At 58.1% G+C, this 24,714-nt stretch carries 17 protein-coding genes and 1 pseudogene; 8 read left to right on the forward strand and 10 right to left on the reverse strand.

Going from position 1 to position 24,714, the window contains the following annotated elements:
- Window positions 1-43: 43 nt before the first annotated feature.
- From NK8_RS02445 to NK8_RS02470, 6 genes are all read right to left on the reverse strand, one after another.
- On the reverse strand, window positions 44-1,516 hold the full coding sequence (locus NK8_RS02445) for an NAD-dependent succinate-semialdehyde dehydrogenase (RefSeq protein ID WP_213227205.1): 1,473 nt from the start codon (window positions 1,514-1,516) through the stop codon (window positions 44-46).
- 57 nt (window positions 1,517-1,573) lie between these two features.
- On the reverse strand, window positions 1,574-2,956 hold the full coding sequence (locus tag NK8_RS02450; RefSeq protein ID WP_213227207.1) for an aspartate aminotransferase family protein: 1,383 nt from the start codon (window positions 2,954-2,956) through the stop codon (window positions 1,574-1,576).
- 133 nt (window positions 2,957-3,089) lie between these two features.
- Window positions 3,090-3,695: a hypothetical protein gene (locus tag NK8_RS02455; protein WP_213227209.1), complete on the reverse strand. Its 606-nt coding sequence runs from the start codon at window positions 3,693-3,695 to the stop codon at window positions 3,090-3,092.
- On the reverse strand, window positions 3,692-6,667 hold the full coding sequence (locus NK8_RS02460; protein ID WP_213227211.1) for an FAD-binding and (Fe-S)-binding domain-containing protein: 2,976 nt from the start codon (window positions 6,665-6,667) through the stop codon (window positions 3,692-3,694). The genes NK8_RS02455 and NK8_RS02460 overlap by 4 nt, the downstream gene beginning before the upstream one ends.
- 137 nt (window positions 6,668-6,804) lie before the next feature.
- On the reverse strand, window positions 6,805-8,367 hold the full coding sequence (locus NK8_RS02465; RefSeq protein WP_213227213.1) for a PucR family transcriptional regulator: 1,563 nt from the start codon (window positions 8,365-8,367) through the stop codon (window positions 6,805-6,807).
- A 48-nt stretch (window positions 8,368-8,415) separates the two neighbouring features.
- Entirely contained in the window at window positions 8,416-9,702 is a 1,287-nt protein-coding gene (locus NK8_RS02470) for an MFS transporter (protein WP_213227215.1), read from the reverse strand.
- A gap of 252 nt (window positions 9,703-9,954) precedes the next feature.
- On the opposite strand from NK8_RS02470, the gene gabT reads away from it, so the two are divergent.
- The 5 genes from gabT to NK8_RS02495 are packed head-to-tail and all read left to right on the forward strand — an operon-like array spanning window position 9,955 to window position 15,520.
- Window positions 9,955-11,253 carry a 4-aminobutyrate--2-oxoglutarate transaminase gene (gene gabT / locus NK8_RS02475; protein WP_213227217.1) on the forward strand — a complete coding sequence of 433 codons (1,299 nt, stop codon included), beginning with the start codon at window positions 9,955-9,957 and terminating at the stop codon, window positions 11,251-11,253.
- A 2-nt stretch (window positions 11,254-11,255) separates the two neighbouring features.
- Window positions 11,256-12,488 (forward strand): aldehyde dehydrogenase, encoded by a 1,233-nt coding sequence (locus NK8_RS02480; protein ID WP_213227219.1) that lies wholly within the window; start codon window positions 11,256-11,258, stop codon window positions 12,486-12,488.
- A 54-nt stretch (window positions 12,489-12,542) separates the two neighbouring features.
- On the forward strand, window positions 12,543-12,881 hold the full coding sequence (locus NK8_RS02485) for a tRNA-binding protein (protein WP_213227221.1): 339 nt from the start codon (window positions 12,543-12,545) through the stop codon (window positions 12,879-12,881).
- A gap of 46 nt (window positions 12,882-12,927) precedes the next feature.
- Entirely contained in the window at window positions 12,928-14,532 is a 1,605-nt protein-coding gene (locus NK8_RS02490) for an amidohydrolase family protein (protein ID WP_213227223.1), read from the forward strand.
- Window positions 14,533-14,539: 7 nt separating this feature from the next.
- Window positions 14,540-15,520, forward strand: a complete 981-nt coding sequence (locus tag NK8_RS02495; protein WP_213227225.1) for a GTP-binding protein — start codon at window positions 14,540-14,542, stop codon at window positions 15,518-15,520.
- A gap of 252 nt (window positions 15,521-15,772) precedes the next feature.
- Here the strand turns inward: NK8_RS02495 and NK8_RS02500 are convergent, their stop codons facing one another.
- The 4 genes from NK8_RS02500 to NK8_RS02515 all read right to left on the reverse strand — a co-directional run bounded on the left by NK8_RS02500 (window position 15,773) and on the right by NK8_RS02515 (window position 21,162).
- Window positions 15,773-16,837, reverse strand: a complete 1,065-nt coding sequence (locus tag NK8_RS02500) for an HNH endonuclease (protein WP_213227227.1) — start codon at window positions 16,835-16,837, stop codon at window positions 15,773-15,775.
- Entirely contained in the window at window positions 16,834-17,226 is a 393-nt protein-coding gene (locus NK8_RS02505; protein WP_213227229.1) for an HIT family protein, read from the reverse strand. Before NK8_RS02505 ends, NK8_RS02500 begins: the two co-directional genes overlap by 4 nt.
- Before the next feature lie 182 nt (window positions 17,227-17,408).
- Complete coding sequence (locus NK8_RS02510; RefSeq protein ID WP_213227231.1) at window positions 17,409-18,224, reverse strand: H-NS family nucleoid-associated regulatory protein; 816 nt, start codon at window positions 18,222-18,224, stop codon at window positions 17,409-17,411.
- A gap of 400 nt (window positions 18,225-18,624) precedes the next feature.
- Window positions 18,625-21,162, reverse strand: a complete 2,538-nt coding sequence (locus tag NK8_RS02515) for a hypothetical protein (RefSeq protein ID WP_213227233.1) — start codon at window positions 21,160-21,162, stop codon at window positions 18,625-18,627.
- A gap of 816 nt (window positions 21,163-21,978) precedes the next feature.
- On the opposite strand from NK8_RS02515, the gene NK8_RS02520 reads away from it, so the two are divergent.
- The 3 genes and pseudogenes from NK8_RS02520 to NK8_RS43650 form a co-directional block, all read left to right on the forward strand.
- Complete coding sequence (locus NK8_RS02520; RefSeq protein WP_213227235.1) at window positions 21,979-22,278, forward strand: hypothetical protein; 300 nt, start codon at window positions 21,979-21,981, stop codon at window positions 22,276-22,278.
- Window positions 22,279-22,417: 139 nt separating this feature from the next.
- On the forward strand, window positions 22,418-23,854 hold the full coding sequence (locus NK8_RS02525; RefSeq protein WP_213227237.1) for a hypothetical protein: 1,437 nt from the start codon (window positions 22,418-22,420) through the stop codon (window positions 23,852-23,854).
- A gap of 63 nt (window positions 23,855-23,917) precedes the next feature.
- A pseudogene (locus tag NK8_RS43650) lies at window positions 23,918-24,160 on the forward strand (DUF2623 family protein); the annotation flags it as partial.
- Window positions 24,161-24,714 lie beyond the last annotated feature (554 nt).

Here is a 24,714-nt window from a genome sequence, read left to right on the forward strand (position 1 = left end):
ATCGTCCTTTTGGGACGATGGCCTCACGACTGAGCTTGATGAGTTAGTCGAGATTGCCCTGGCAGATGTACTTAATGGACAGATAGTCGTCGAGGCCGTACTTCGAACCTTCCCGACCGTAACCGGACTCCTTCACCCCACCGAATGGTGCGGCTTCGCTCGCTACTGCGCCTTCGTTCAGACCTACGACCCCTGCCTCAAGGGCCCGCGACACGCGCTCGGCCCGTCCCATGTTCTGCGTATAGAAGTAAGCGGCGAGGCCAAACGGCGTGTCATTGGCCAAGCGAATCGCCTCTTCCTCGGATTCGAATCGGTACAGCGGTGCCACAGGACCGAAGGTCTCTTCGCAGGTGACGAGCATTTCGTTGGTCGCGTGCGCGAGTACCGTCGGGGCATAGTAGTTCGGCCCCATTTCCGTCAGGCGTTTGCCGCCAGTCAAGACGGTCGCACCCTTCGACACAGCATCATTGACGTGCCGGTCAATCTTGTCGATGGCCTTGGCGTTAATCATCGGCCCAATTTGCGCTTGCGGGTCAGTCGCCGGAGCAACCTTTAGTGCACCCACTCGCGCGGCGAGTAGTTCCGCGAATTTGTCGAACACACCAGCCTGCACGTAGATGCGGTTCGGGCAGACGCAGGTCTGACCGCCATTGCGGAACTTGGCGGCCATGAGACCAACTACGGCCGCATCCAGGTCGGCATCGTCGAATACGATGAACGGAGCATTGCCGCCCAACTCGAGCGACAGCTTCTTCAATGTACCGGCCGACTCGCGGGCCAGGTATTTGCCGACCGCTGTGGAGCCGGTGAAAGTAATTTTGCGGACGCGCTCATCGGCAAGCCAGTCGCCGACAGCTTCAATACCATGGTCGCGCGACGCGCTCAGCATGTTGAGCACGCCGGCAGGGACACCCGCCTCTTGGGCCAGAGCCGCCAGTGCGAGTGCCGTCAGGGGAGTGTCTTCCGCGGGTTTGCCGACAACGGTGCAGCCTGCAGCCAAAGCAGGAGCAATCTTGCGGGCAATCATCGCGAGCGGGAAGTTCCACGGGGTGATTGCCGCGACAATCCCGACCGGCTCCTTGATGGTGCGCATCTGTTTGCCGCGCTGTTGTTGCGGGATGATGTCGCCATAGACGCGAGTCGCTTCATCCGCAAACCACGCGACGTACGACGCACCGTATGCGACTTCGCCCTTGGCCTCTGCTAGCGGTTTTCCTTGCTCCTTCGACATGATTGCCGCGAGGTCATCGGTGTTCGCGACAATCAGTGCATGCCAGCGCTTGAGGATTTCTGCGCGTTCGCGCGGCAGTCGCTTACGCCATGCATTTGCCGCTTTCGCTGCTGCATCAGTCGCGGCGCGCGCGTCTGCTTTGCTACTGTTGGCAACCTCGGCGATGATACCGCCGGTGGCCGGGTTGGTGACGGGATAGTGCGCGCCGTCCACGGCATCAGTCCATTCGCCACCAATCAGATTCTTCCGGCGCAGAAGCTCTTCACGTTTCAGTTTCAGTTCCATGCTCGATACCTTCTAAGAATACGTCACTCGTTGCCGTTTAACCTCACTTAAACGGGCTTAACCTTCAATCGCGCGGCGCACATCTGAGCTTTCGAGCACGTCGTCGAGCGTTTTGCGCACACGCTCCACCATCGTCTCGACCTCGGCTGCTGTGTAGCAGAGCGCCGGGGCAAGTCCAAGGATGTTGTCGCCGAACGCGCGGAAGATAATTTTGTTGCGGGCTGCTGCATCGAAGATGCGGTCAGCAAGATGCAACGCCGGGTCGAAGCGCGCTCGCGTGGACTTATTTGCCACCAGTTCCACCGCGCCCAGAAGACCTGCATGTCTTGAGTCGCCAACGAGCGGATGGTCGAGCAAACTGTCCAGACCTTGCGCGAACTTAGGTGCCTGGGCTTGGCCATTCGCCAGAAGACCGCCTTCCGTGTAAAGACGAAGTACTTCGAGACCGATAGCAGCGCTCACCGGGTGCGCGGAGTATGTTTGTCCGTGGCCAATCGCTTCGCCAGGTTTGCTTCCGTCGGCGATGCCCTGGTACACAGCGTCAGACATCAATACGGCGCCCATGGGGGCGTAGCCTGCAGTCAAACCCTTCGCAATGGTCATGAGGTCCGGCTCTACGGACTCTGTTTCGCATGCGAACATCGGACCAGTCCGGCCGAACGCGGTAATCACCTCATCCGCGACGAAGAGAATATCCAGACGTCGGCACGCATCGCGCATTGCTTTGAGCCATCCGGCTGGCGGCACGATGACGCCACCCGAACCTTGAACAGGTTCGCAGAAAAACGCAGCGACATTGTCCGCGCCGAGCTCGGCGACCTTGTTCTCAAGCGCCCTGACTGATGCCGCGATGATGGCCTGTGCATCGTCGGGCGTCTCGCTCCGATACGGATAGGGCGAGGGGATGTGATGCTGAGTGGGGAGCGGCACGTCGAAATTGCGATGGAAGCTCGCGATAGCAGTCAGACCCGAGCCCACAGAGGACGAACCATGATATCCACGCTCCAAAGCAATGAAGTGCTTCTTGCTCGGCCGCCCGATAGCGTTGTAATAGTGCGTGATGAAGCGCAATGCAGAATCCACTGCGTCCGACCCGCCCAACGAGAAGTAGACGTGCTGAAGATTTTTTGGCGAGAGCTCGACGAGCCGCTCGGCGAGTTCGATAGCAGGCTGGGAGCCAAAATGGAAATAGCCGGTTGCATACGGCAACTTCGACATCTGCTCAGCCGCCACCTTGACGATGCTTTCATGGCCATAGCCGGTGTTCACGCACCAAAGACCAGCGAACGCGTCGAGCAGTTCATTGCCTTGTGCGTCGTAGAGCCATGCGCCTTTGCCCCGCTCCAGTACCGTTACCCCACGCTTCTCGTGTGCGCGGTAGTTCGCGACGGGATGGATGAGGTGCTTCCGGTCGGAATCGATAAGCGTTGCTAGAGACATTTCACAATCCTTGATAGGGTTCGGCCTATCCTTAGAGTATCTGGAGCTTGCGGCATTTGGTTTTGCTCGACATGCTTGTAGCGGCGTAGTCCCACCGAATTGGGGCTTAGCGCCGCATCTTCTGCTGGTTACATCAGGCGGCCGGTACAAGGTCGTCAGAGAACAGCGGAGCCGTGAGGGCGGTCAACAGCCGAATCTCCTCCGTGACGGCGCTTTCCGGAACCACGGCGGCGCACATGAAGGCAAATGCTCCGACGGTCCGCTTGCAAACAACGACTGGGATGTTGACGAGCGTTGTCGTGCCGAGAGACTTCAGCAGCTTGTGGTCAGGAAAGTAGCGTTCGAGCTCGGCGTCGTTGTTCGCAACGAGGACTTCGCCACGTTCGAGTACTTTCCGAGCCCAGTCAGAGCCGGAAAGTTGCTTCCAGCCGCCCACCGGATAGGAGCTTGGCACCGTAGAGTAAATGCGCCGGACGGCGCCAAGTTCTTTCGGTGCGTCAGGCTTCGGACGAGAGACTAGGGCGGTCGCCTGAACGAATGAGAGTTTCGGCTTCACCACTTCCAGCCATGCCTGAATCGCTTCGTCTCGCGAGGTTCCTTGGCGAATCGCGGCTTGACCTTGGGCAAGAGTTGTCGACAAGTCACTGCCATTCGCGCTCGTTGCGGCATTGCCGGCCCGCGAAAGGAACAATGCGGAAGCGCCGACTGCGGCAAGACTGGCGAAATCTCTGCGATTCATACGGTTTCCTCCTGTTTGGACGATTTGGCCCGGCGACGCGCCGGATTTGTTTTTGCTCTGCCATCGAGCCACTGCGCGAGATGTATCGCCGAGCGTCCCGTGGTGTTTCGAATTTGTGAGCGACAGCTGAATCCGTCGCTCACCAGCACTGCGTTTTCATCAAGCGGCTGAATCTTGGGAACAAGCTCGGACTCAGCAACCGAGCGTGCGACGTCCGCCGTTTTCGTGTGATAGCCAAACGCTCCAGCCATACCGCAACATCCTGTTTGCAGCACGGCCCCTGACTGAGCCGCTTTGCCGACCAGTCGTGACTCTGCTTGCACCCCGCCACAGGCTTTCTGGTGACAGTGCCCGTGAACGAAGACGCTTTCATCCAGCTTCGGCACATCGAAGCCTTCCGATTCGAGGTATTCGGCTAACGTTTTCACCGACCCGGCAAGCGCCGCGGCCTTTTCGTCGGTTGGGAAGAGTGAACGGAGTTCGTCGCGGAATACGGAGAGGCAACTAGGTTCGAGCACAACCACCGGCAGCTTCAGTGCGATGACGTCTTTCAGCTCAGCCATGATGTCAACCAAGTTGCGCTTGGCGTGGTCCAGCATCCCAGCGTCGTAGTAGGGACGCCCGCAGCAAATCTGCTTGCTCATGAGCCGTACAGTGACGCCGTAAGATTGCAGGACGCGGACGGACGCTTCGAGAACTTCGGGCGAGAATCCGTTGTTGAATGTGTCCGTCCACAGAAAGACTGTTTTTGCACGCGCAGATTGAGCATCCAGCTTGCTCGTGTCGTCCAAGAGGCCCCTGCAGGTCGCTCCCTTTCGGAAGGCCGTTGATGCAACGGCAGGAAACTTCACGTGAGATGCGAGGCCGAACTTCTCTGCCACCACACGGAACGGCCGCATCTTCATGGCAGTGTTGACCACGCCGCTGACCCGAGTGGCGATTGGCAGCCATGTTCCGATGTGTCCAATCATCGTGTCCATTAGGGGACGCTTGGCTTTCTGGTAGTGCTCGTACAAGAAGTGACTTTTGTACTTGGCCAGGTCGACATGGGTTGGGCAATCGCTACGGCAGCCCTTGCATGCCAGACAGTTATCCAGCGAGTCCTTGACTTCCTTGTTGTCCCAGCCGTCAGTGATGACCTCGCCCTTGAGCAGTTCGAAGAGCAGGCGGCTGCGTCCGCGCGTCGAGTATTTCTCTTCGCGCGTCGCGCGGTAGCTTGGGCACATGGTTCCACCGTCCAGAGACCGGCACTTGCCCATGCCGATGCATCGTTCCGTGGCGCGCGCGAATGTGTCCGGACTCTGCAGGTTGCCGAACGAGAAGTGACTGGGGACCTCCACGCGGCGGTACGTGGGTCCAAGGCGAAGATTCTCATCGACAGGCATTGCGTCGATGAGCTTGCCGGGATTCATGCGGTTCTTCGGGTCCCAGATGGTCTTGAACTCACGGAACGCGTCCATGAGCTCTGGCGAGTACATGAGCGAGAGCAGTTCGCCTTTGGCCTGGCCGTCGCCGTGCTCACCCGAGAGCGAGCCCTCATACTTGACGACGAGCTTCGCCGCTTCCTCCAGGAAGTTGCGCCACGTATGGATGCCTTGGCTATTCCGAAGGTCGAAGTTGATACGGGAGTGGATGCAACCATCGCCAAAATGGCCGTACATGTTGGTTGTGTAACCGTAGCGCTCCACCAGCGCGGAGAACTCGCGCAGATACGCGCCTAGCAGTCGCGGTTCGACCGCGGCGTCCTCCCAACCCACTACGGGGTCTGGTTTCGACGGGTCGTCGCCGATAGACGTAGCTGATGCACCGGTCTCTCGAATTGACCAAAGACGCTTCATCATCGCCGCATCCGAAACCACTTTCGCGTTCGGGCGACCCGGCAGCGAGTCGGAAAGGTCTGCTGCAGCTTGTGCACGCTTCAGCGACGATTCGAGATTGTCGGTGCCGAACTCGACCATGAGCCATGCATTGCCTTCCGGTAGCTCAGCGATATCGGCAAGTGCCAGTCCGCGTTCACGCAATCCTCCAACGATGCCGGTGTCGAGCCCTTCCATCGCGATGGGCTCGAGGGGAAGCAGTTGTGGGACGCAGTCGGCCGCGTCAAAAATCGTGGGAAAACCAAAGACGGTCACGACTCGCGCGGTTGGGTTGCGTACGAGGGTCGTCGTTGCTCGCAAGACTGAGACACAGGTGCCTTCCGAACCGACGAGCGCCCGAGCAATGTTGAAGCCATTTTCTGGCAGCAATTGGTCGAGGCTGTAGCCCGAGACGCGACGTTTCAGCTTGGGGAAACCTGCGCGAATCTCGTCGGCATGACGGTCTCCCAAGTCGCGAAGCGCTTGAACAATCTCGGCGCGCCGGCCGCCCGCGGCCAGATGAGCCTGAAACGCTTCTTCATCGGTAGGCCCAACCCAGAATCGCTCCCCGTCGTAGGTCAGGATTTCCATCGATTCGATGTTTTCGGCCGTCTTGCCAGCCATCACCGAGTGTGCGCCGCACGAGTTGTTGCCGACCATGCCGCCAATCGTGCAACGGCTATGCGTGGCAGGGTCCGGACCGAACGTCAGCCCCTTGAGAGCAGCGGCGTTCTTCAACTGGTCGCAGATGACCCCCGGCTGAACCACCGCAGTGCGGCTTGCGGCATCGAGTTGCTCGATGCGCGTCAGATGACGAGACATGTCGATAATCACCGCGACGTTCACCGCCTGCCCACACATCGAAGTGCCGGCGCCACGGGTAAGCACAGGTACGTCCGCGTCGTGACACGCACGCATTACGGACACGACGTCTTCGACCGTTCGCGGCAGGACAACGCCAATCGGAACCTGCCGATAGTTCGACGCCTCCGAGGCATACGCCGCTCGAGACCCGGCATCGAACCTAATCTCCGCATCCGTCGTCTGAGCGAGCTGGCGCTGAAGTGCAAGAAGCTTGTTGAGGTCTAGGCGTGTGGAGGACGAGTTCAAATTCATGTGGTCGCGAAATCCGGAAAAAGCGGCGGGACCGTGGCTGGGCGCGAACTGCGCGTTGGCCAAAACGTCCCGCTTCATTCCAAATTAAAACGCGACACAATGCTGAAGTCTTCCTACTTAAAGTAGGAAAGGCAGGGTCAATCTTCGCGAAGGCGGTAGAGCGCCATTGCTACTTGAACTTGGAAACGAATCTTGGGGTCTTCCAATGTAACCTTGAGAATTTCCTCGATTCGCTCGAGTCGATAGCGCATCGTGCTGATGTGTATGCCAAGCGAGCGAGCCGCATTGACCAACTGGAAACCTTCGTCGGCCAGCGTACAAAGGGTCTCCAATAGTGACTCGCCGCGCGGTCGTGAGACGAGAGGCGTCACGAGCCGTTCGATAAGCATGTCGCGGGCATTGGCGTCGCCCAAGAGTGCACGGGGAAAGAGAATCTCGTCGAATCGATGCAGTCTTCCGGGGCGCAAAGTTGGTAGCAATGCGTCGACATCCTTCGAGCCTGTCGCCATGCTCTCGATGCCTGAATGCACGCGACTGACCGCCATCGCCGCGCGTTGGTCTGTGACCGACTCCCATAAGGCCTCAGGCGAAGCTTCCGCAGGCAGGATAACCTTAATCTGGTTCAACCAAATTGCAAGCAATTCAGGCTGCCCGGTGACTCGAAGTTGATGCTTCAGCGCCTCTACCCACCGCTCGCGACGGTTCAGTCCTTCCGTGGTGAGCGGTATCGGCTCATCAAGAAGCACAAGGCAGATGCGATATTGGTTCGTTTGACTCCAGCCGCACACCCGCGCGCGCTCCAGCGCGCTCGGCGTTGCGGTGAACTCGCCATCGAGCAAACCAGCGACAAGCGCATAGCCTAAGCGGTCTTCCTGTTGCGCGAGCTGCTGCTGATGCATCAGGTGTAGCGCGGCAACGACGCTTGCGTGTTCCATCGCTCGAGCGTCAAGTTCGTCTACTTCCGCACCCTCTAAGTCGAGCCAAATGACAGCAACGAGCGAGTCATGTAGGCGAACGGAGAGCCGCAATCGGTAGACCGTGCGGCCGGCGACTTTAAAGCTCACGCGCGTGGGTCTCGGTGAGTCGCCGGCGTTGACGGGCGACTCTGATAGAGACGCGACAAACTGGGCGTCGAGTGCCTGTGCTTCAGGTTCCGATGCGGAAGTGCCGAGCAACTCGCCGGACAGGTTGGTGAACGTGACCTCACGGCCTACAAGTTTTCTCAGCGTGATTGCGATGTCGCTCAGGCTGCTTGCTGTCACCGCAGCATTGGTCAACGCTCGATGCAATTGCTCCGAGCGCTCGATTATCTGCGCTTGGAAATTGATTATCTTCGCGAGAATTTCGTGAGTGACTTGGCTGAACTGCACGGCCCACGGCAGTTCGAGAAGGGGGAAGCCGACACTTCGAGCCTCCTCGATTGCTTCTTGAGGAAAGTGGTCTCGAAAGTGAGGGACGGCTAGCACGACGCCAGCGAGTCCGACCTGGCTTAGGTCACGAACGAGCCGTCGTGAACTTTCGGCGTCGTTCGGCCAGTTGTAGCCTGTTGTCAGCAACAGCTCACCAGGCTTCACCCAGTTGACGATGTCCGGGTGGTCAACCATGTGAACCCACGTGATTTCGCGCTGGAGATTCTCCGCACCAGCGACGACTTCTGCTTCGCGTAGGACAGTTTCACGAATGGCGGTGTCAAGCTTCATAGCGGCGAATAGTTTCGCCGCGGTATCACCGTGACACCGCGGCAGCAATTAAGCCTCTTTGGGCTGGCGATAACCGAACAGCACGCCGAGCAAGCTGAACGCGGCGGCAAAGATGACGTAGAGCGCCGGTGCCATGGGCGTTCCCGTCGTGCTAATAAGCCACGTCAGGATGAGCGATGCAAAGCCGCCGAACGTCATGACCGCGAGATTGTAGGCAACCGAGAGACCGGTCGAAAGCACCTTGGTCGGAAAAGTTTCCGAAAGTGCGGCCAGGATGGGTCCCGTGTAAATCGCGATGAGCACGCCGAACACACCTTGGAATACGCACAACGTTGCGACAGACGGCGACTTAACAATCATTGCAAACAGCGGCCAGGCAAGAACAAGCATCGCGGCCGACGCACCGCCCAAGAGCCACTTGCGGCCGACTTTATCCGAATACCAGCCAGTGAACGGGGAGCAGACCGTGATGACGCCGCCGCCCACCATTGCCGCAATGAAGGATGCGGACTGCGGAAGCCTCAGGACCTTCACCGAAAACGTCGGCATGTAGAACAGAATCACATAGATACACACCGTCCAGAGCACGACCATCGCGAAACTTGCGAAGGCTTGCCACGGATAGTCACGAAGAACGTCAGCCAACGGCGTCTTCGACTTTTCTGCGTCAAGGAAGACGGGCGTTTCCTCCAGGTTGCGACGGATGAAGAAGCCGATGGGTCCGATGAGCAGGCCAGACAAGAACGGGATGCGCCAGCCCCAGCCTTCCATGTCCGCAGTGGACATGCCAAGCGTAATGCCCGTGCCGAAGCAGGCACCCAGGAGCACTGCGAAGCCGATGCTCGTCTGAATCCAGCTTGAGTAGTACGCCTTCTTGCCCTTGGGGGCGTGTTCGGTCAGGAACGCCGTCGCCGTGCCCATCTCGCCACCAGCTGAGAAGCCCTGTAGCAGACGTGCAAAGACAATCAGGCAAGGTGCGGCGATGCCAATCTGCGAGTAGGTCGGAGCCAGCCCGATGATTGCCGTACCTGCACACATCAATAGAATGGTCAGCGACAAAGCAGCTTTGCGGCCAGCTCGGTCGGAATAGATGCCGATAAGGATGCCGCCGAATGGGCGCACAAGAAAGCCGACGCCGAAGGTCGCGACTGAAAGCATCAGCGATGTCAGCTCGTTACCTGTCGGGAAGAACAGCTTCGCGATGGTGATAGCAAAGAAGCCATACACCATGAAGTCGAACCACTCGAAGCCATTCCCCAGAACGGTTGCCACGATGGCGCGCCGTCGTGCAGATTTCTCGTCTACGTAGTTTTCTGCCAAATTTACTGTGTTCATCTCCGCTCCCGATACGTGCCTAAGCCTTTCAATGGTCGGTGTGGCCCCGTCAGGAACCATCCGTATCCCATTGAACTCAGCCAGAAATCGCATAACTACCCATGTTTCGTAGGAACGTGTGCTCCCAGATTAGTACATCGAGTACAAATTGCATCAAAAAAAACGAAATTGAGTTGTCGAATTCCTATGTTTAGTAGGTATTCGCCAGTTATCTGGCTTCCTACTATGGCCTTCATCTCAGGAGGTGATTGAATGAACAAGGAACTCGACAAAGACCAAAGCGCCGCTGCGCTTCGTGAAACCTACGTCGCGCGCGGCGTCGCGACAGCACACCCCATTGTTGCGACTCGCGCTGCGGGTGCCTACCTGTGGGACGACAAGGGTCGGAAGTATCTCGATTTCGTCGGCGGCATCGGTGTGCTGAACGTGGGCCATAACCACCCGGCGGTCGTCGCGGCTGTTCAGCAACAGCTCGAGTCCTTCTCGCACGTCTGTTTCCAGGTCGTCGGCTACGAGCCGTACATTCGCCTTGCAGCACGGCTGTCGGAACTGGTTGCACCTGGCCAAGGTTACAAGTCGGTCTTCCTGACGACGGGCGCTGAGGCGGTTGAGAACGCAATCAAGATTGCGCGCGGGTACACGAACCGCCCGGGCGTGATTGCCTTCCGTGGCGGCTTCCATGGCCGCACGCTCCTCGGCATGTCGCTCACGGGCATGAGCGCTCCCTACAAGCAGAACTTCGGACCGTTCGCCCCCGACGTCTACCATGCGCCGTATCCGAACGCGTACCACGGTATTAGCTTGGACGACGCCCTGAAGGCACTGCAGACTATCTTCAGCACCCAAATTCAGCCCGAGCGCGTGGCTGCAATCATTCTCGAGCCCGTTCAAGGAGACGGTGGTTTTCTTGCGGCGCCGACTGAGTTCATGCAAGCACTGCGCGAGTTGACGACGAAGCACGGCATCGTCCTGATTTGCGATGAAATCCAGACCGGCTTTGGTCGCACCGGCAAGATGTTTGGGTTCCAGCATTCGGGCATTCAGCCGGACCTCGTGACGGTGGCGAAGAGCCTTGCCGGCGGTTTGCCTATCTCGGGCGTGGTCGGTCGCGCTGAAATCGTCGACGCGCCGCAGCCGGGCGGCCTCGGTGGCACGTATGGCGGGAACCCGCTTGGTTGTGCCGCAGCGAACGCCGTACTCGACATCTTCGAACAGGAAAACCTGCTTGAGCGTAGCGTCAAGATTGGCGAGCAGCTGCGCGCCGGCCTCGAAGCGCTGAAGGCGGATTACCCGGAAATGGGCGAAATCCGTCAGACAGGCGCAATGGTTGCGGTCGAGTTCGTCTCCGATGCACAAGCGAAGACGCCCGACGGCGCCCTTGTCCAACGTATCCTCGACGCCGCACGCGGAGAAGGGTTGCTCATCATCAAGTGCGGCGTCGAGCGAAATGTTGTTCGCTTCCTGTCGCCCCTGACCGTCTCTGACCAAGACGTGTCCGATGCACTGGGCATGTTCGGGCGTGCGGTTGCCGCCGCAAAGAAGGCCGCTTAAGCATGTCCGATGGACCGAACGACGCACTGGAACTTGATGCGCCCGCTGCGGTAGGCAGGGCGGCGTCGAGGGCCGTGCGTTGTTTCGACGTTTTGAGCCCCTACGATGAGACCGTCGTTGGTCGCGCACTCGATGTCGACTTCAGCACCCTCGCATTAAGACTTGATAAGGGCTCGCGAGCGGCGCGAGCGCTCCGAAACACTCTGCCCGTTCAACAGCGATTTCGGAAATGGGCAACAAAGATTGATGCGCGGCGCGATGAGCTGGCCCGCATCATCAGCCTCGAGACGGGAAAACCCATTCGATTCGCCCGTGTGGAGGTAGCTACGGCCCTGGCGGCGCTGGACGCTTGCGTCTCCTGTCCGCCTATATCGCTCGTACGCGACTGGATTGCGGCGCATGCAGCATATTCCATTGCGAACTGGTGTGACCCCGTGCTGTCAACGGTGCGGGAGGTCGCGACGGTCCTGAGCTCCGGGCGGGCTCTTGTCATCAAGCCGTCGTCCCGAGCGCCGTCCGCGCCGTCGGCGCTTGCGGCGCTTTGGTGTGAAGGCGACGAGCTGGACGCGCTCTTTTGCGTTGGACCTTCTACTGACCCAGTCGGTATGCTCCGCACGGCCGTAATGAGTTGGCAAGTTACCGAGGTCAGGTTCCAAGGGAGCCGCGACGTCGGAACGTTCGTGTCCAACGTATGTGACGAGGCCGTGGTGCCTGTGAGCATTTCGAAGAGCGAGCGACTTCCTCTTGTGGTTCACGCCGGAGCCGACATACAAGCAACGTGCGATGCGTTAATCAATCGCGCAATCCTGCAACCGCTGCTAACTTTCCCTGGCCGCATATCGTGTCTGTACATACACGATTCCGTGGCAGATTCCTTTATCTCAGCGCTTGTCGACAAGCTGAGCTGTCTGCACGTCGGAAACCCGCTTGATGATGAAACGGACATTGGACCGGTCATCGATGACGTGGCTACTGGATTGATATCAGAGCAGGTAGAAGACGCTCTGTTCGACGGTGCAATGCTTCGGTGTGGAAAAACCCACCCTGATGGGCGTCTCATTCGACCAATCGTCATAGACCATGCTAAGCCATCGATGCGTGTATGCGTCGAGGAGCTTGAGGGGCCACTTCTGCCTGTCGTGCGGTTCCACCAGTTTTCAGAACTTCCCAACACAACGTGTTTGACCGTTGATTCGCTGAATCTGTTAGATACGGGTGAGCGGTTCGAACCGTAGCCGCTCAGCCGGCAAGCGCGCGCTAGATTGCAAACTTTTTTGAATAGTCACAACATGAGCGAAACATCCCCTTACGAAGCGTTTTCAATGGTTGACATGCGCGCCGGCCGTATCGCGCGAGTCGAATTGAATACGGAAGCACGCAAGCCTGCGTACAAAATCTGGATTGATTTTGGCGAACTCGGCGACCTGGCGACGAGCGGACAATACACAGCGCTGTACCAGGCTGAAGAGCTCGTAGGCCAGATTGTCGTCTGCGCAGTCAATCTCGGGAGTCGCCGCATTGGCGGCTTCAAGTCTGAGGTGCTGATGCTTGGTGTCGAGAACGCAGAAGGCGCGGTCGTGTACCTGAAGCCCGAGCGCGACGTGGCGCCTGGCACGAAGGTGTTTTAAGGAACAGCAAACGCCCGCACAGGGCACCCTATTGGATGGAGACGGCATGAGCACGCCCGCAACAGAGATTGAAGTTGGCGAAGAAATGGTGGCAGGTTTCGCCAAAAAGGGACTGGGACAAGTGCAGGCGGCAACGACGCGAGACCGCGGCATTGGCCCCTTCAAACGGCTCGTGCTGCGTGGCGCGATGGTCATCGACGGCACCGGCGCGCCGCCGTGGGGACCGGCCGACATCGTCGTTGAAAACGGGGGCATTACTCAGCTTGCGGCGGTCGGTGTCCCTGGACTACCCATCAACTCGGCGCGTCGACCAGCAGCGGGTCACCACGAAATCGACTGCACCGGCAAGTTCGTCACGCCTGGCTTCATCGATTGCCACGCGCATATCGGTACGCCGTTCCATGCTGAGAACGGCGAGATGCTGCCGGCTGACTATATCTACAAGCTTTGGCTCGCGCACGGTGTGACGAGCGTACGCGAAGCCGGGACGATGAACGGCCTCGCGTGGACGCAGCAGCAGGCTGCCGCCGCAGATGAAGGCAAGATTGCCGCGCCGACGCTCTATCCATACGTCTATTTCCCGGCGGTCAACGACTATCTGAAGACCATCTACACGCCGGAGCAAGGTCGCGAATGGCTGCGCAAGGCGCACGCGAAAGGTGCGCGGGGCGTGAAATTCTTCGGAGCACCGCCTGCAATCATGCAAGCGGCTCTCGACGAAAGTAAGAAGCTCGGGTTGCGGACGTGTTGTCACCATGCGCAGCTTTCAGTTGGTCGCATGAACTCGCTACGCACGGCTCGCTGGGGTCTCACGAGTACCGAGCACGCGTACGGCATCCCTGAAGCGTTGTTCGATGGTCGCACACTCCAGAGCGTCGCTGACGACTACAACTACAACGACGAGTACATGCGGTTTGCGACCGCCGGGCAGGCCTTCCTTCAAGCAGCGCGACCAGGAAGCGCCAAGTGGAACGAGGTCATCGAAGCATTCTTGGAAGCAGGTCACACGTTCGTTCCGACGATGAACGTGTACGACAGTAACCGTGACCTGATGCGTGCACGTCGCGCCGACTGGCACGACGAGTACACGGACAGCACAACGTGGAAGTACTTTCAGCCCCAACGAGGCGGACACGGTGCGTACTTCTATCGATGGTCGGTGAAGAACGAAATCGAATGGAAGGAAAGCTTCAGCATTCTCATGACGTTCCTCAATGAGTACAAGAATCGCGGCGGGCGCGTTTGCGCGGGCAGCGATTCAGGATTCATGTATCAGGTTTACGGTTTCGGCTTTGTTCGTGAGCTTGAGTTATTCCAAGAGGCCGGCTTCTCTTCGCTCGAAGTCTTGCGCGCGGCGACGTCACACGCCTCGGAGCTCCTTGGTATTGAGGACGAAGCCGGCACGCTGGAAGTCGGCAAACGTGCGGACATCCTGGTTCACGACCAGAATCCGCTCACCGACTTTAAGCTGCTGTATGGCACCGGTGCGGTCCGACTGAATGAGGAGACGAACGGTCCTGAATTCAAGCGGTGCCTTCAAAAGACGATTCGAGGAGGGATGGTGTACGACGTCGACGAGCTGCTTTCAGACGTTCGCGAGATGGTGGCAGGGACTTGGCCGGAAGCGTCCAAGAATTTGCGCACAAAGTGAGGTCATTATGCAATCTGGGCCTCAATTTGTTATTGTCTCCGGGGCGCTCGGCAGCGGGAAGACCTCGCTTCTCGAGGCTTTGCTCGCTTGCGAGGACGCTTCCGACACAGCCGTCATCGTCAATGAAGCCGGCGAGATAAATATCGACGGAGCAGTACTCTCCGAATCGGGGCGTGGCATGTCGATGGCCACGCTCAGCAACGGCTGCGTCTGTTGTTCGATGACGAGTGACCTCGTCACGACCGTTCAGGACCTGGTTCAATTTCGTAGGGCCGCGGGCAAAGAACTTTTTTCTCGTATTGTGTTGGAGTGCAGCGGTCTCTCGCGGCCAGGTCCAATCGTCTCGTCGTTGCAGGAACTCGCTGAGCTCCGGCTCAAGCTGCACCTAATAACAACGTATGACTGCAGTCGTCCCGCGATGCAGGCCGGCGACTTTGAAGACGCTGTTGCCCAGCTTGTCGGTGCCAACACAATCGTGCTTACAAAAGTCGACCTCGTTCCTAGCGGGAAACGCGACGAAGCATTGCAAGCAGTTGCTGCCGTCAATCCGATGGCTCATGTTGTCAACGAATTCTCAGCGACGGTCCGTGCCCGCGAAGCGTTTCAGCCACAAAGCAACGGTGCTCCGGTCACCGGCGATGTGTCGAACAGCACTTCTGGGCGCCGCCGCTTGCTCCATCCGAGAGTCCGCGTCTTCCGCGCAAAGCTTCATGAAGAAGTGTCGTGGGATGGGGCGCTCGATTGGCTGGAGAATATTGCCGGCGCACTCGGGGAGCGGTTGCTCCGTGTCAAAGCAATTGTGCCTGGAGAAAATCGCAGCGACCGGATTCTGCTCCAAAGCGTAGGAACTACGTTCTCCGCCCCGCGTCGTCTGTCAGCCAGCAAGTCTGCGCCAGTGGGCGCGGTCATCATCGCGCGAGACTGCGGGCGACAGGAATTGGATGAAATTTCCACGGAACGGGTAGTAAGCTGGTTCGAATACCAATAGCCGAAGTGCTTCGGGGGGGCACTTTCTCGGTCACTGTCACGCTTGAGCAGCTTAAGCGGCTTGATTGCTCCGTCACTTGCCAGAACACTCGAGACGTGTGCGTAGGTTTCTTGCTCCTCGCAGCAATAATGTCTTAGTTGCAGTCAGCACGCAAAGCGTTCGACGCAGCTAGTTGCAGCGAACGGGTCGTCAGAGGCGGTTACCGTGCCAGACAGAGGAGCGTAGAGCACCTGCATCGGACCTACACATCGTCTAGGCCTCTGAGAGCAAAGTGAGATAGAGCGAATCGACGTCTTCGTATGTGGCAGGGGACAACCATGCCCGTCCGCCCGTATCGCTCGCGACCGTGTAACCCCACGTTGCTACGCGTTGGACAATCCTTTTGTCGCCTGAAACACCGGCTAGCAGTCCAATTTCAGCGAGCTGCTGTTGTTTGTGCACGAGCCTTTCGAGCCAACGTTCGAGGTGCGGCTTCGCCGCAAGCGTATCTGACTTGCTTCGATTGCAAGCGGCGTGCGCCAGAACGAAGTTGTGAGCAAGGTCACGCGAGTAGAGCGAGAACGGTACGAAGTGGTCGACATCGGCTTCGTTCAGACCCTCCCCACAGTAGAAGCATTTCGGTCCATCGAGCTTGCGCAATTCGGCACCGATGATGGCAAGAGACTGTCGAGACGACGAGAATAGGAAGTCAGCGAGGTCGTCGGAGCTCCCGAGAATCGGATGGTTGCGGCGGTTCGACTTGATATGCGCGACCCACTTCGTCCGTGCCATCTGTTCAACGAGGGTGTAAAAGCGGCGAAGACAATAGCTTACGCCAGGCTTCAATCTGACCACCCCACGCGACTGTCTCTCATACAGAAACGAATCAGTCGCGCCGGCAAAGTTTTGCAGGTATTTCAGAGGTTGCGCAGAGACTACCGCCGCGACCTTTGAAACCAACGAGGCATATTGGGGCAGACTGGAGGCTTGCAAAGCAGAGGAGTAAGGCGAGCTGGCGCGGAATTCTGCGATAGCGCTCACTACAGCGGCCTGGACGCCCAGGTTTTGAATCAGAATTCCGGGCTCGCATCCTACACGGCCTGTCCCGTATGGCGTCGTTTGTTTCCAATATAGGTATATGAACCGTTCAGCAATCTGCCGAACGGTCAAGTGGAGCTCTGCTCCGTCATCGGTTCCATGTTCGACCGCCAGCTCTGCAAATGCAATCAGGAGCGCGAGTTTGTAGGTCGCAGTGAAGTCGCCTTCCGCGAACAGTCGTTGAAGCTTCGCGAGGAAAGCCAGCTGCGCTTCTGGGGATGGCGGTAGGCTTGTGCTCAATCGCGCTGGCTCCAGTAGTCTGCCTTCGCGGGTATTACCCACCGAATCCCGCCGCGAGGGTCTGCAACGTCGTCCACAAAGCGCGGTATTAGATGAATGTGAAGGTGAGGCACTGTTTGTCCGGCCGCTGGACCATCGTTGATGCCGATGTTGAATCCGTCGGGGTTGAAAGACACGACCGACGCAGCTTTCGCGTGCTCAAGTAAGGCTAGCAGGGACTCGCGCTCATCTTTGCTTACATCGAAGAATGAGCCAACATGGCGTTTCGGAATAACGAGGCTATGCCCAGGCGAAACCGGGTAGCCATCGTGTATCCAGAAGGCGTGCGAGTTCTGTGCGACGATGCGTGACTTCGGAATCTCGCAGAAGGGGCAGGGTGATGACGTCATCGATGAGAATGCTGTTTGCGTACTGAAAGTCGGTGTAGCTGACGTCGCAACCGGCGTCCGAGCCGCCGTGCTCCCAAAATGCCGCACGCGCGGCGTCGACAGCGAGACCGCGACGCTACAGAATGCGGCTCAGGTCCGCCTGTGGCCGGCCTAATGGTTTACGCCGCAGATTAACCCTGGTCTCACGCCGAGACGGTAGTCGCTGCTTCAGGCGTCGGCGTCGTCACCGCCGTCGTCGTGGGCGTGACTTTCCGGGACGTTGTTTTGCGAGCAGAGGCCTTCTTTGCAGTGACGGTTGACTTTGCCGAAGCCTTCCTCGCAGCCTTCTTTGCGCCCGCAGGCTTTTTCGATGCGTCGACCTTCTTGGCACCCACCTTTTTGCCCGCGACGCTGGTTTCCGGTGCGGCCTTCAACTTGGTCGACTTGCTCGTCGCGGGAGAATCCGACGAGGCGGCAGGGGCATTCTCAATCAGGAACTTGGACCGGTCCTTGGCAGAGGCCAGCCACGCAGGTGCGGGACCGCGACCGCTCCATGTCAGTCCGGACTTGGGGTCCTGGTATTTTGCAGGCAACGCACCTTTTGATTGCACTCTGCGAGCGGGAGTCTTTCCGGCGGACGCGGCGACCGTTTTTGCTGAAGACGCGCTACCAGCGCCATCGATGAGAAATTTCGTGCGGTCTTTGACGTCCTTAATCCAAGCGGGCGGTCGAGCGTGTCCGCTCCAAGTCTCGCCGGTTTTTGGATTCAAGTATTTTGCGGGCAGCTTTCCTTTGCTAACGATAGGTGCCTTAACGCCTCGATTGGCGGCAGTGCGACCGCCTGCCTTTGCGTCTCTCTTCGCTTTCGCTTTGGCTTCAATGTCTGCAGTCGTAAGCCCGTGCTTCAGCATAAGTTCGCGAATCTGGTCCACTGCGGCTTGAGCTTGCTTGGCGACAATCGCTTCGGCCTGTGTCTGAAGCATCTTCATACGCGCCTGGATTTTCTCGAGTGTGGTCATGTTCTCCTCCGTGGGGTCATTCGGCGAACTATGACACACCGTTGGTCAAAATAGTGCGGGAACCGCTCCTTCCGAAGAAAACCTCAATGAGGTTTTCCCCGGATTCTAGCGGGCGAGTCTACGAGGGACGTGATTACGGGCGCTAAGAACGCCCCAACGAAGAGGGCATTCTAGGAATCGACCACCTTAAGGTTGGAGAACACAAGCCCAAATCCGCAAGCAGCCAGCGGCCGTCGAGCCTGCCTTCTGCGGCTCAAGAATAGCTTGGCGGCATCAGCCTCACCCTTTTTTCAAGGACGCTTTAGCAGGCCACCTGCGAGCGGCTTACCGTCTTGGCCCATCGCCTTGCTCTCGCATGCGGTTGTGATATTGACTCGACAGCCGCTCTTGGTGACTCAACTCAACAAGGGGAAGGTAATCTGTCTGGCCAATCTGACGCGGAGGGGTCACTCGCGATTGCTTGCCCGGGCACTCTTGACTGGTCGTGAAGGAGCGCGCAGATGAATGCTCCGATGTCGTCGGAGGCTTCAATGCATGCACTGGATAGAGCCGCGAAGTATGCCTCTTTGTTCTGCGACGGCACAACAACCCATTGATATCCCCCAATTGCCAGAAGCTTGTTCATGAGCAGGCGACCAAACGTCTCATTATCTGCACCGTCCGCGAAGGGTTGTACGTAGCCCATCCCGACGAGGCCGAGCAGTGCTCGCGCTCCCGGATGCTCCTCTTCAGCTAACATCTGTTCGAATCGAGACATCACCGATTCAAGCGCCTCGGGCGGCGGCGGCGCATCATTGGCCTCAAAGGTGGACCAGTAAGTTGTTCGATTCCAAACCGTAAGCTGCTTAGCGTCGTCTCGTTCGACCGGCGACGCTAGCGCGGCATGCCACTTCATCAAGTCTTCTCGGAGCGTTACGTACTCGAATTTTTCAGTATCGAGTGTGCTTTCGATTTCTCCAAAGATGAGACTGTAGACTGTGGCGAGACGACGGACTCGTTCCGCATGAGTGACATCTCCAAAAGCAACCGCAGGGGGCCAAATTGCATTCACCGGTACATCTATGCCATTGAGCTTTAGGGAGTGGTACATGTCCGCGACTAGCCGGTTTGAAAGCGAAGCTCGGAGCGCTGAGGCTTCGTGTTCGACCCGCGTAGGGGCATACTCGAATCGGGCAACAATTCCGTCGCGCATTCTTCGCCAAACCGCGTCAAATATTTCTGCGTAATCCACCGGTTCATCCGGGTCGTATGCCTTCCTCAACTGCGCTGCCGCTTCCTCCAACCGTTCGTGCGTGCGTTGCAGGTCAATCAGCCGTTGCTGATGTTCAGTAAGCCAGTTCCTCAGCCCCAGGCTCGCTGCAAATGCCGCGGTGAACGCGGGCGATTTGAGATACGCGGCAATAGCCTCGGCCGCGTTCGGCCCGCGAGCAAGGTTCCACACGGTGTCGTAAGCCTCGATGGACGCCTGGACGAAGCTGCGGAGATTGCTCCGACTGACAAGATGAGCAAGGACTTCATTCCTGAGGCGCTGGAGTTGCTCTGGGTCTTGAGCGGCCATTGAGCTGAGAACAGGAGCGCGAAACACAGGATGGATTGCGTATGTTCCATCACTGCTACTCTGGACATAAGACATTTTGCTGAACACGTCGAATCGAATCGGAAAGTGGCCCCTATCCGCGCCAACGAGGAAGTTGAAAAGGTCGCGGTCGAACCACACGCAGACGGACAGGCGCCGAACAGCTTCTTGTAGCCATGGAGGGACCAGCTCTGGGGCAGGTGCGAGCACACCGTCAATTTCTTTGACGGACAAACGGAGCTGTTCTGGTTTCACTGCTTGACCGTCCGCTGACAGCATCTGGTATCGCTCGGCGAGGTATTGCAGCCAGACGCGGTGTCCCTGCGTGGTCTCGGTAATCGCGTTCAGAAGTAGCGGGTCGGTAATGCCTTGTTCCAAGAGAAAATATCTCTGAGCATCAGCCGACAGAGGATGGAACTCGCAGAAGCAGATGTCATTCGCAGTCACTGCACTGGCTTCGTCACCAAGAGGTTCCTGCCAGATGGCAGGTGTAAGGTCAGTGATAACGAAAAGCGCGTCTGTCAACGCTCGACGCAACTGCTGTAGCGGTGCATCAGGCGGGAAGCGATGTGGCTGAATCTGAAGTGCCTCTCCACCCCAAAGTCTGTTGAAGTTTTCGAAGATGAACACGAGGCGGAACGTTCCGTCGGCTATTAGGAACGCGCGAATGTCCTCCGCGAGTAATCTCGGGAGCTCTTTTTCAATCTTTTCTGGCGACAGACCGCCGACATCTCGCAATATACTAGCCTCAGGTTTTCCACTATAGGCAGCCTTCGCCTCGAGCGCTCGTACCTGCTCCAGAAGTTTGGGTAATCCCCATTTTGCAAGAGCGCCGAGTACTACGGGAATCAAGGCGACGCCGAGGGTGCCGACGGCGCCCGCGCCAGCAAGTGCAGCGGCAGCGCCTGCGGCGCCCATGGCGGGCGTCACATAGTCGACCCCAAATGCTGCGTCAGATTTAGCGACCAACTTGCGTAGAACGCTGTCCGACAGGCTCGCCAGCTTGTCCCCGAGTTTTTCCGCTTCGAACTCCCCTTGCTTCTGACGATAGTACTCAAGCAAAGCTAAGTCGAAAGCCAAAAATTCAGGTCTGCACTTCTGCTTACGCGCCTGTTTCGAAACTTCAGTTCGAATGGACAAGAGGACACCAACCATGTCCTCGCGCATGGCTGGGGTGCAGCCAATCGTAACGACCACCGTTTTTGGCCGCTTTTCGACGAAGTCCTTGCGCAACGAGTCACAGAACTCGTGTTTGCCAATACCCTCTGGTCCGTAGAGCACGATAGTTCGAGGCATTTCCCAATGCTCGAGATGGTTGAGGACCAGTTCGCGTTCAGTCCGTCGTTCGAATTCGCGGTTCACGGAAGGTCCTTTTCCTCGACATCGGTATCGCAAGTGTAGGTAAGGCAAACGGCATATGTAAGGAAAACGCGATAACAAACGCTTGCCGCCGGAGTAACCCACGTAACGCAATACAAGTGCTCTGCGACCTAGCGGTGAAAAGCAAAATCCCTACAAGACTGTCAAGGTCACGGCGGCAAGTGGTTGACGGACCGGATTTCGCCTACCGCCGATGGAGTTTTACGCTGCACTTCCGTGTCCGACGACGCCGCGCATGGCGTTTCCGAATCAGTTCCCCTGCGCTGAAAATTAGAGCTTGCAACCGGCTTAATAGGGTTTATACTTAGCTAGTCTCCTCCATGTCTCCACTGATATGGATTCAGCCCGCCAATGAGCGGGCTTTTTCTTTGCGCTCCATCGGATATGTTCGCCGAGCCAGAGACGACCCCCGCTCCTAGGGAAAGGCATGCGCGAATCGTCTGCCGTCGTCGACTAGCGCCACCACAAATCATCCCATTCTTTGAGGTGCGTCCATTTCTTCGCGCCATCGAGTCGCCGCCTCAACCAGTCCTTTCTTTAGCCGCCGCCGGCAAACGTCGTTCTGGCGCTTATGAGCGCGCCAAGAATCAGAACTCGTCGAACGCGTTCTACGCTGGGCGGTGCATGGTCGAGGCGGAGTCTGCCCGATAGCACCCGCGCCTCATTCGAACGGCATGCGAATCCGAAGAGCTGTCGGTCCCTGTTGGCGGGTTGGGGGCATCACGTGAATCTCAACCACAAAAAGCGACGCGGTGAGGGAAAACTGTGGCTCCGCAACTTTCCTCCGTGGAGAAACCCATGAAAAAAGCCGTGAAGGCGGTGCAAGGTCCGTTGGTAGCCGCAAATGAGCACTATCATTGTGCGCGTTCTGTCGCGAGAAACGGTGCCATCAAACATGCTTCCGCGCTCGCGCGCGTGTACGTTAGAAATGGCGATGCCAACGACGAGGTCGATGCGTTGGCTCTGGCGTTGCACGACATCCGTCGCATGCGTCAGCAATCCGAGGGTATCCAGCCACATCGCGAGGTGCACTACGCATTGCGCGAAGACGATGGGCTCGAGCCCGCCACTTCGGGCGCAGGCCTCGCGCCTGCCTAAGCCAGCGAACAAGGCGCACCGACACGGGTCGGTGCACACCTGAACACAAAAAGCGAGGTTCAATATGGGGCGACCCCGTAGTCTCTATCTCCAAGGCGACCGCGCGCTAGTCACGCGCAAGCTGGCCGGAATCCTCTCGATGGATAAGAAGGACGTGCAAGAATTGCTGAATAGGCACGTCGACGAAGTTGGTCCTTTAGCGAAAGCCTTCCGAGCTGTCGGGGAGCATGGAGACCAGGATTCTAAGGAAAAGGTGAACCGCGAATGGCTGGCCGTCGTGCAGTGCGACGTGTCACTATCCGCGTGGGTGGACGACGACGACTGCATATCTCGTATCGACCCATCGCGTGGCGCGTCGATGCGCTTCCTGTCGACTGACTCTCCCGGGGAGGATGAGGCTGCGGCGAACGCTTATCTAGAATCGCGGCAGCGTTTGCTTGAGGGGCTTCTTGCAGAGATTGACGACCATCAGACGCGAACGGCGTATGCTGGTATGTTGAAGTGGCTTTCCTATATTGAGTCGGGCAACCCGCATACGGCCCATTTCCCACTGAGCTCCGATACGGCCTTCGGGTACAACCTGCTAATTCTGGACCAGATGCTCTCAGACGCGGTACGCGAAGGAGAGCAGGAATGGCGGAAGAACAATCCTCTGCCTGACGACGTTGCGACACCAGGCGAAGTAACCGTCCGCTGCTCTCACGCCGCGCTACAAAGCATATGTCATTGGCTGGACCAGGAGCGGGAAAGCGACAAGCGGATAGCCTCCGCCCCCACAAGCCTTATCGCCGTGACCAGCGCAAATGTCTCAGCTAACAAGTGCCTGCTGGAGTTTGCCGCGAAGGATGCGCGAGGGCTGGAAGCCGAAGCAATGTGCGTCGAGATTGTGCAGCAGCTGAACAGGAAAGGCATCACGGAAGTACCGCTCGTCGAACGCTCGGACTCGCTCGAAAGCGAGCACAGATTCCGTGAGCTTCTCACCGCGTGGTTTGGCTACCACGGCACAATGATTGAGAAGGATGGTTTTTTCAAGCGTCACATGACCGATACAGATGTCATCGCGATTTCCATCTGGGCGAAAGAGCTGCAGAAGCGATACATCAGAGGGCGTGGGTCGAACGGGCCTAATGGGGTGCCTCAGGCTGCGCACGGCGGCCAGTTAAACCATTTCATTTTCGCTCTCACGATGGTGGGAGCGTTCTATTGTAAAACGCGGACGGCGAGAGAGTTCGCTGTTCACAGTAACGCGACCTATGCGGTGTTTCCCAGCAAACGCGACATGAAGAGCAAAGGGCTTACGTCAAAGGACTCGCCGACGGCCGAACCACGGGTGCGCATCCCTGAGCACGCTGCACAGGTCCTGTCGCAATCCTACGGCCTGATGTTTTTCAGTGTACACGACTGGCACTTGAATGACCGGCACATCCGCGATGCAGCGAAAACGGCAAGAATCAAGCGCGCCCACCATCAGCACCTACTTGAATACGCTGTGAAGGGTCGCAGTTCAGCGGAGCTTCTCAGCCTGCATAACACGCTGGACTCCTTGCTTATCGACAAATCCGACCAGGCGGCCTAGTGCCAACTCGTCATCTGGGGAAGTGATGGCCAAGACCTATGAGTCCGCGACTCCGGGTTTGCACATGGCGTGGAAGCCGCGGAGGACCCAAGCGCTTTCGAAATGAGTTCGCGCGCCACCCCATACAAAGTTGGATATGTTCTGGGCCGCAGCTTCTATGAGGCGGTGAAGCATGGAAGCCATACGGCAGTCGCCGTGACGGCGGGTGAACTGGGAGCAAAGTATGGGTTATCTAGGTCGGACCTGCTAGCCGCGCTTAACCTGACTGCGGTTCAGGAGAAGCAGTTCGATGATGCACACCACTAATCAAAGGAGGCGAGGACGCTTGCCGTGTCAGCGATGTACATGCAGGCGGCTATAATACTTTCCTGGGTCGGAGGCGACGACGACCGGTTCGGCACCGCGCGAAGGCATCGGCATGAAGGATACGATGCTTCTTTCTTGGCGCGCGCGGTTGCCTACCGCTCGCACGCGCTTTCTCTCAGTCGACGGACCATTGGATACTTGGCGCGAGTTTCGGCTGCATTCTCATCGCAGAGGCGGCCGAGGCCGTTTCGCTCGGCGGGGCCTTGGTGCTGAATGGCTTCGTCGCATCCCAACGGTGTCGCTCGGCGTTAAGTGCATCATTTCTGCTCCGCGCACTTTCTTATCCGCGCGGCAGGACGCATCGAAGGAACTGTCTCAGTCCATTGGCTTCGCACGCTCTTGCCAAGCAACAAATAAGTGGTGTTCAAGCGCACAGCTCCGATTGGCCTGCCCCGGAGCATTGAGGTGGCGATTTCGAGAAATAAGCTGGTGCACCTGACAGATTCGAGCATTCCACCAATTATCCGAGGAACCATGGCCAACTCGACTTACCT

This window comes from Caballeronia sp. NK8 (assembly GCF_018408855.1).
Classification (GTDB): Bacteria; Pseudomonadota; Gammaproteobacteria; order Burkholderiales; family Burkholderiaceae; genus Caballeronia.

What these genes read in the sequence shown, in the direction of transcription:
- NK8_RS02520 (WP_213227235.1), top strand. Translation starts at nt 21,979, where the DNA reads ATGAAAAAAGCCGTGAAGGCGGTGCAAGGTCCGTTGGTAGCCGCAAAT.
- NK8_RS02490 (WP_213227223.1), top strand. Translation starts at nt 12,928, where the DNA reads ATGAGCACGCCCGCAACAGAGATTGAAGTTGGCGAAGAAATGGTGGCA.
- NK8_RS02455 (WP_213227209.1), bottom strand. Translation starts at nt 3,695, where the DNA reads ATGAATCGCAGAGATTTCGCCAGTCTTGCCGCAGTCGGCGCTTCCGCA.
- NK8_RS02505 (WP_213227229.1), bottom strand. Translation starts at nt 17,226, where the DNA reads ATGACGTCATCACCCTGCCCCTTCTGCGAGATTCCGAAGTCACGCATC.
- gabT (WP_213227217.1), top strand. Translation starts at nt 9,955, where the DNA reads ATGAACAAGGAACTCGACAAAGACCAAAGCGCCGCTGCGCTTCGTGAA.
- NK8_RS02465 (WP_213227213.1), bottom strand. Translation starts at nt 8,367, where the DNA reads ATGAAGCTTGACACCGCCATTCGTGAAACTGTCCTACGCGAAGCAGAA.
- NK8_RS02450 (WP_213227207.1), bottom strand. Translation starts at nt 2,956, where the DNA reads ATGTCTCTAGCAACGCTTATCGATTCCGACCGGAAGCACCTCATCCAT.
- NK8_RS02495 (WP_213227225.1), top strand. Translation starts at nt 14,540, where the DNA reads ATGCAATCTGGGCCTCAATTTGTTATTGTCTCCGGGGCGCTCGGCAGC.
- NK8_RS02460 (WP_213227211.1), bottom strand. Translation starts at nt 6,667, where the DNA reads ATGAATTTGAACTCGTCCTCCACACGCCTAGACCTCAACAAGCTTCTT.
- NK8_RS02445 (WP_213227205.1), bottom strand. Translation starts at nt 1,516, where the DNA reads ATGGAACTGAAACTGAAACGTGAAGAGCTTCTGCGCCGGAAGAATCTG.
- NK8_RS02510 (WP_213227231.1), bottom strand. Translation starts at nt 18,224, where the DNA reads ATGACCACACTCGAGAAAATCCAGGCGCGTATGAAGATGCTTCAGACA.
- NK8_RS02525 (WP_213227237.1), top strand. Translation starts at nt 22,418, where the DNA reads ATGGATAAGAAGGACGTGCAAGAATTGCTGAATAGGCACGTCGACGAA.
- NK8_RS02470 (WP_213227215.1), bottom strand. Translation starts at nt 9,702, where the DNA reads ATGAACACAGTAAATTTGGCAGAAAACTACGTAGACGAGAAATCTGCA.
- NK8_RS02480 (WP_213227219.1), top strand. Translation starts at nt 11,256, where the DNA reads ATGTCCGATGGACCGAACGACGCACTGGAACTTGATGCGCCCGCTGCG.
- NK8_RS02485 (WP_213227221.1), top strand. Translation starts at nt 12,543, where the DNA reads ATGAGCGAAACATCCCCTTACGAAGCGTTTTCAATGGTTGACATGCGC.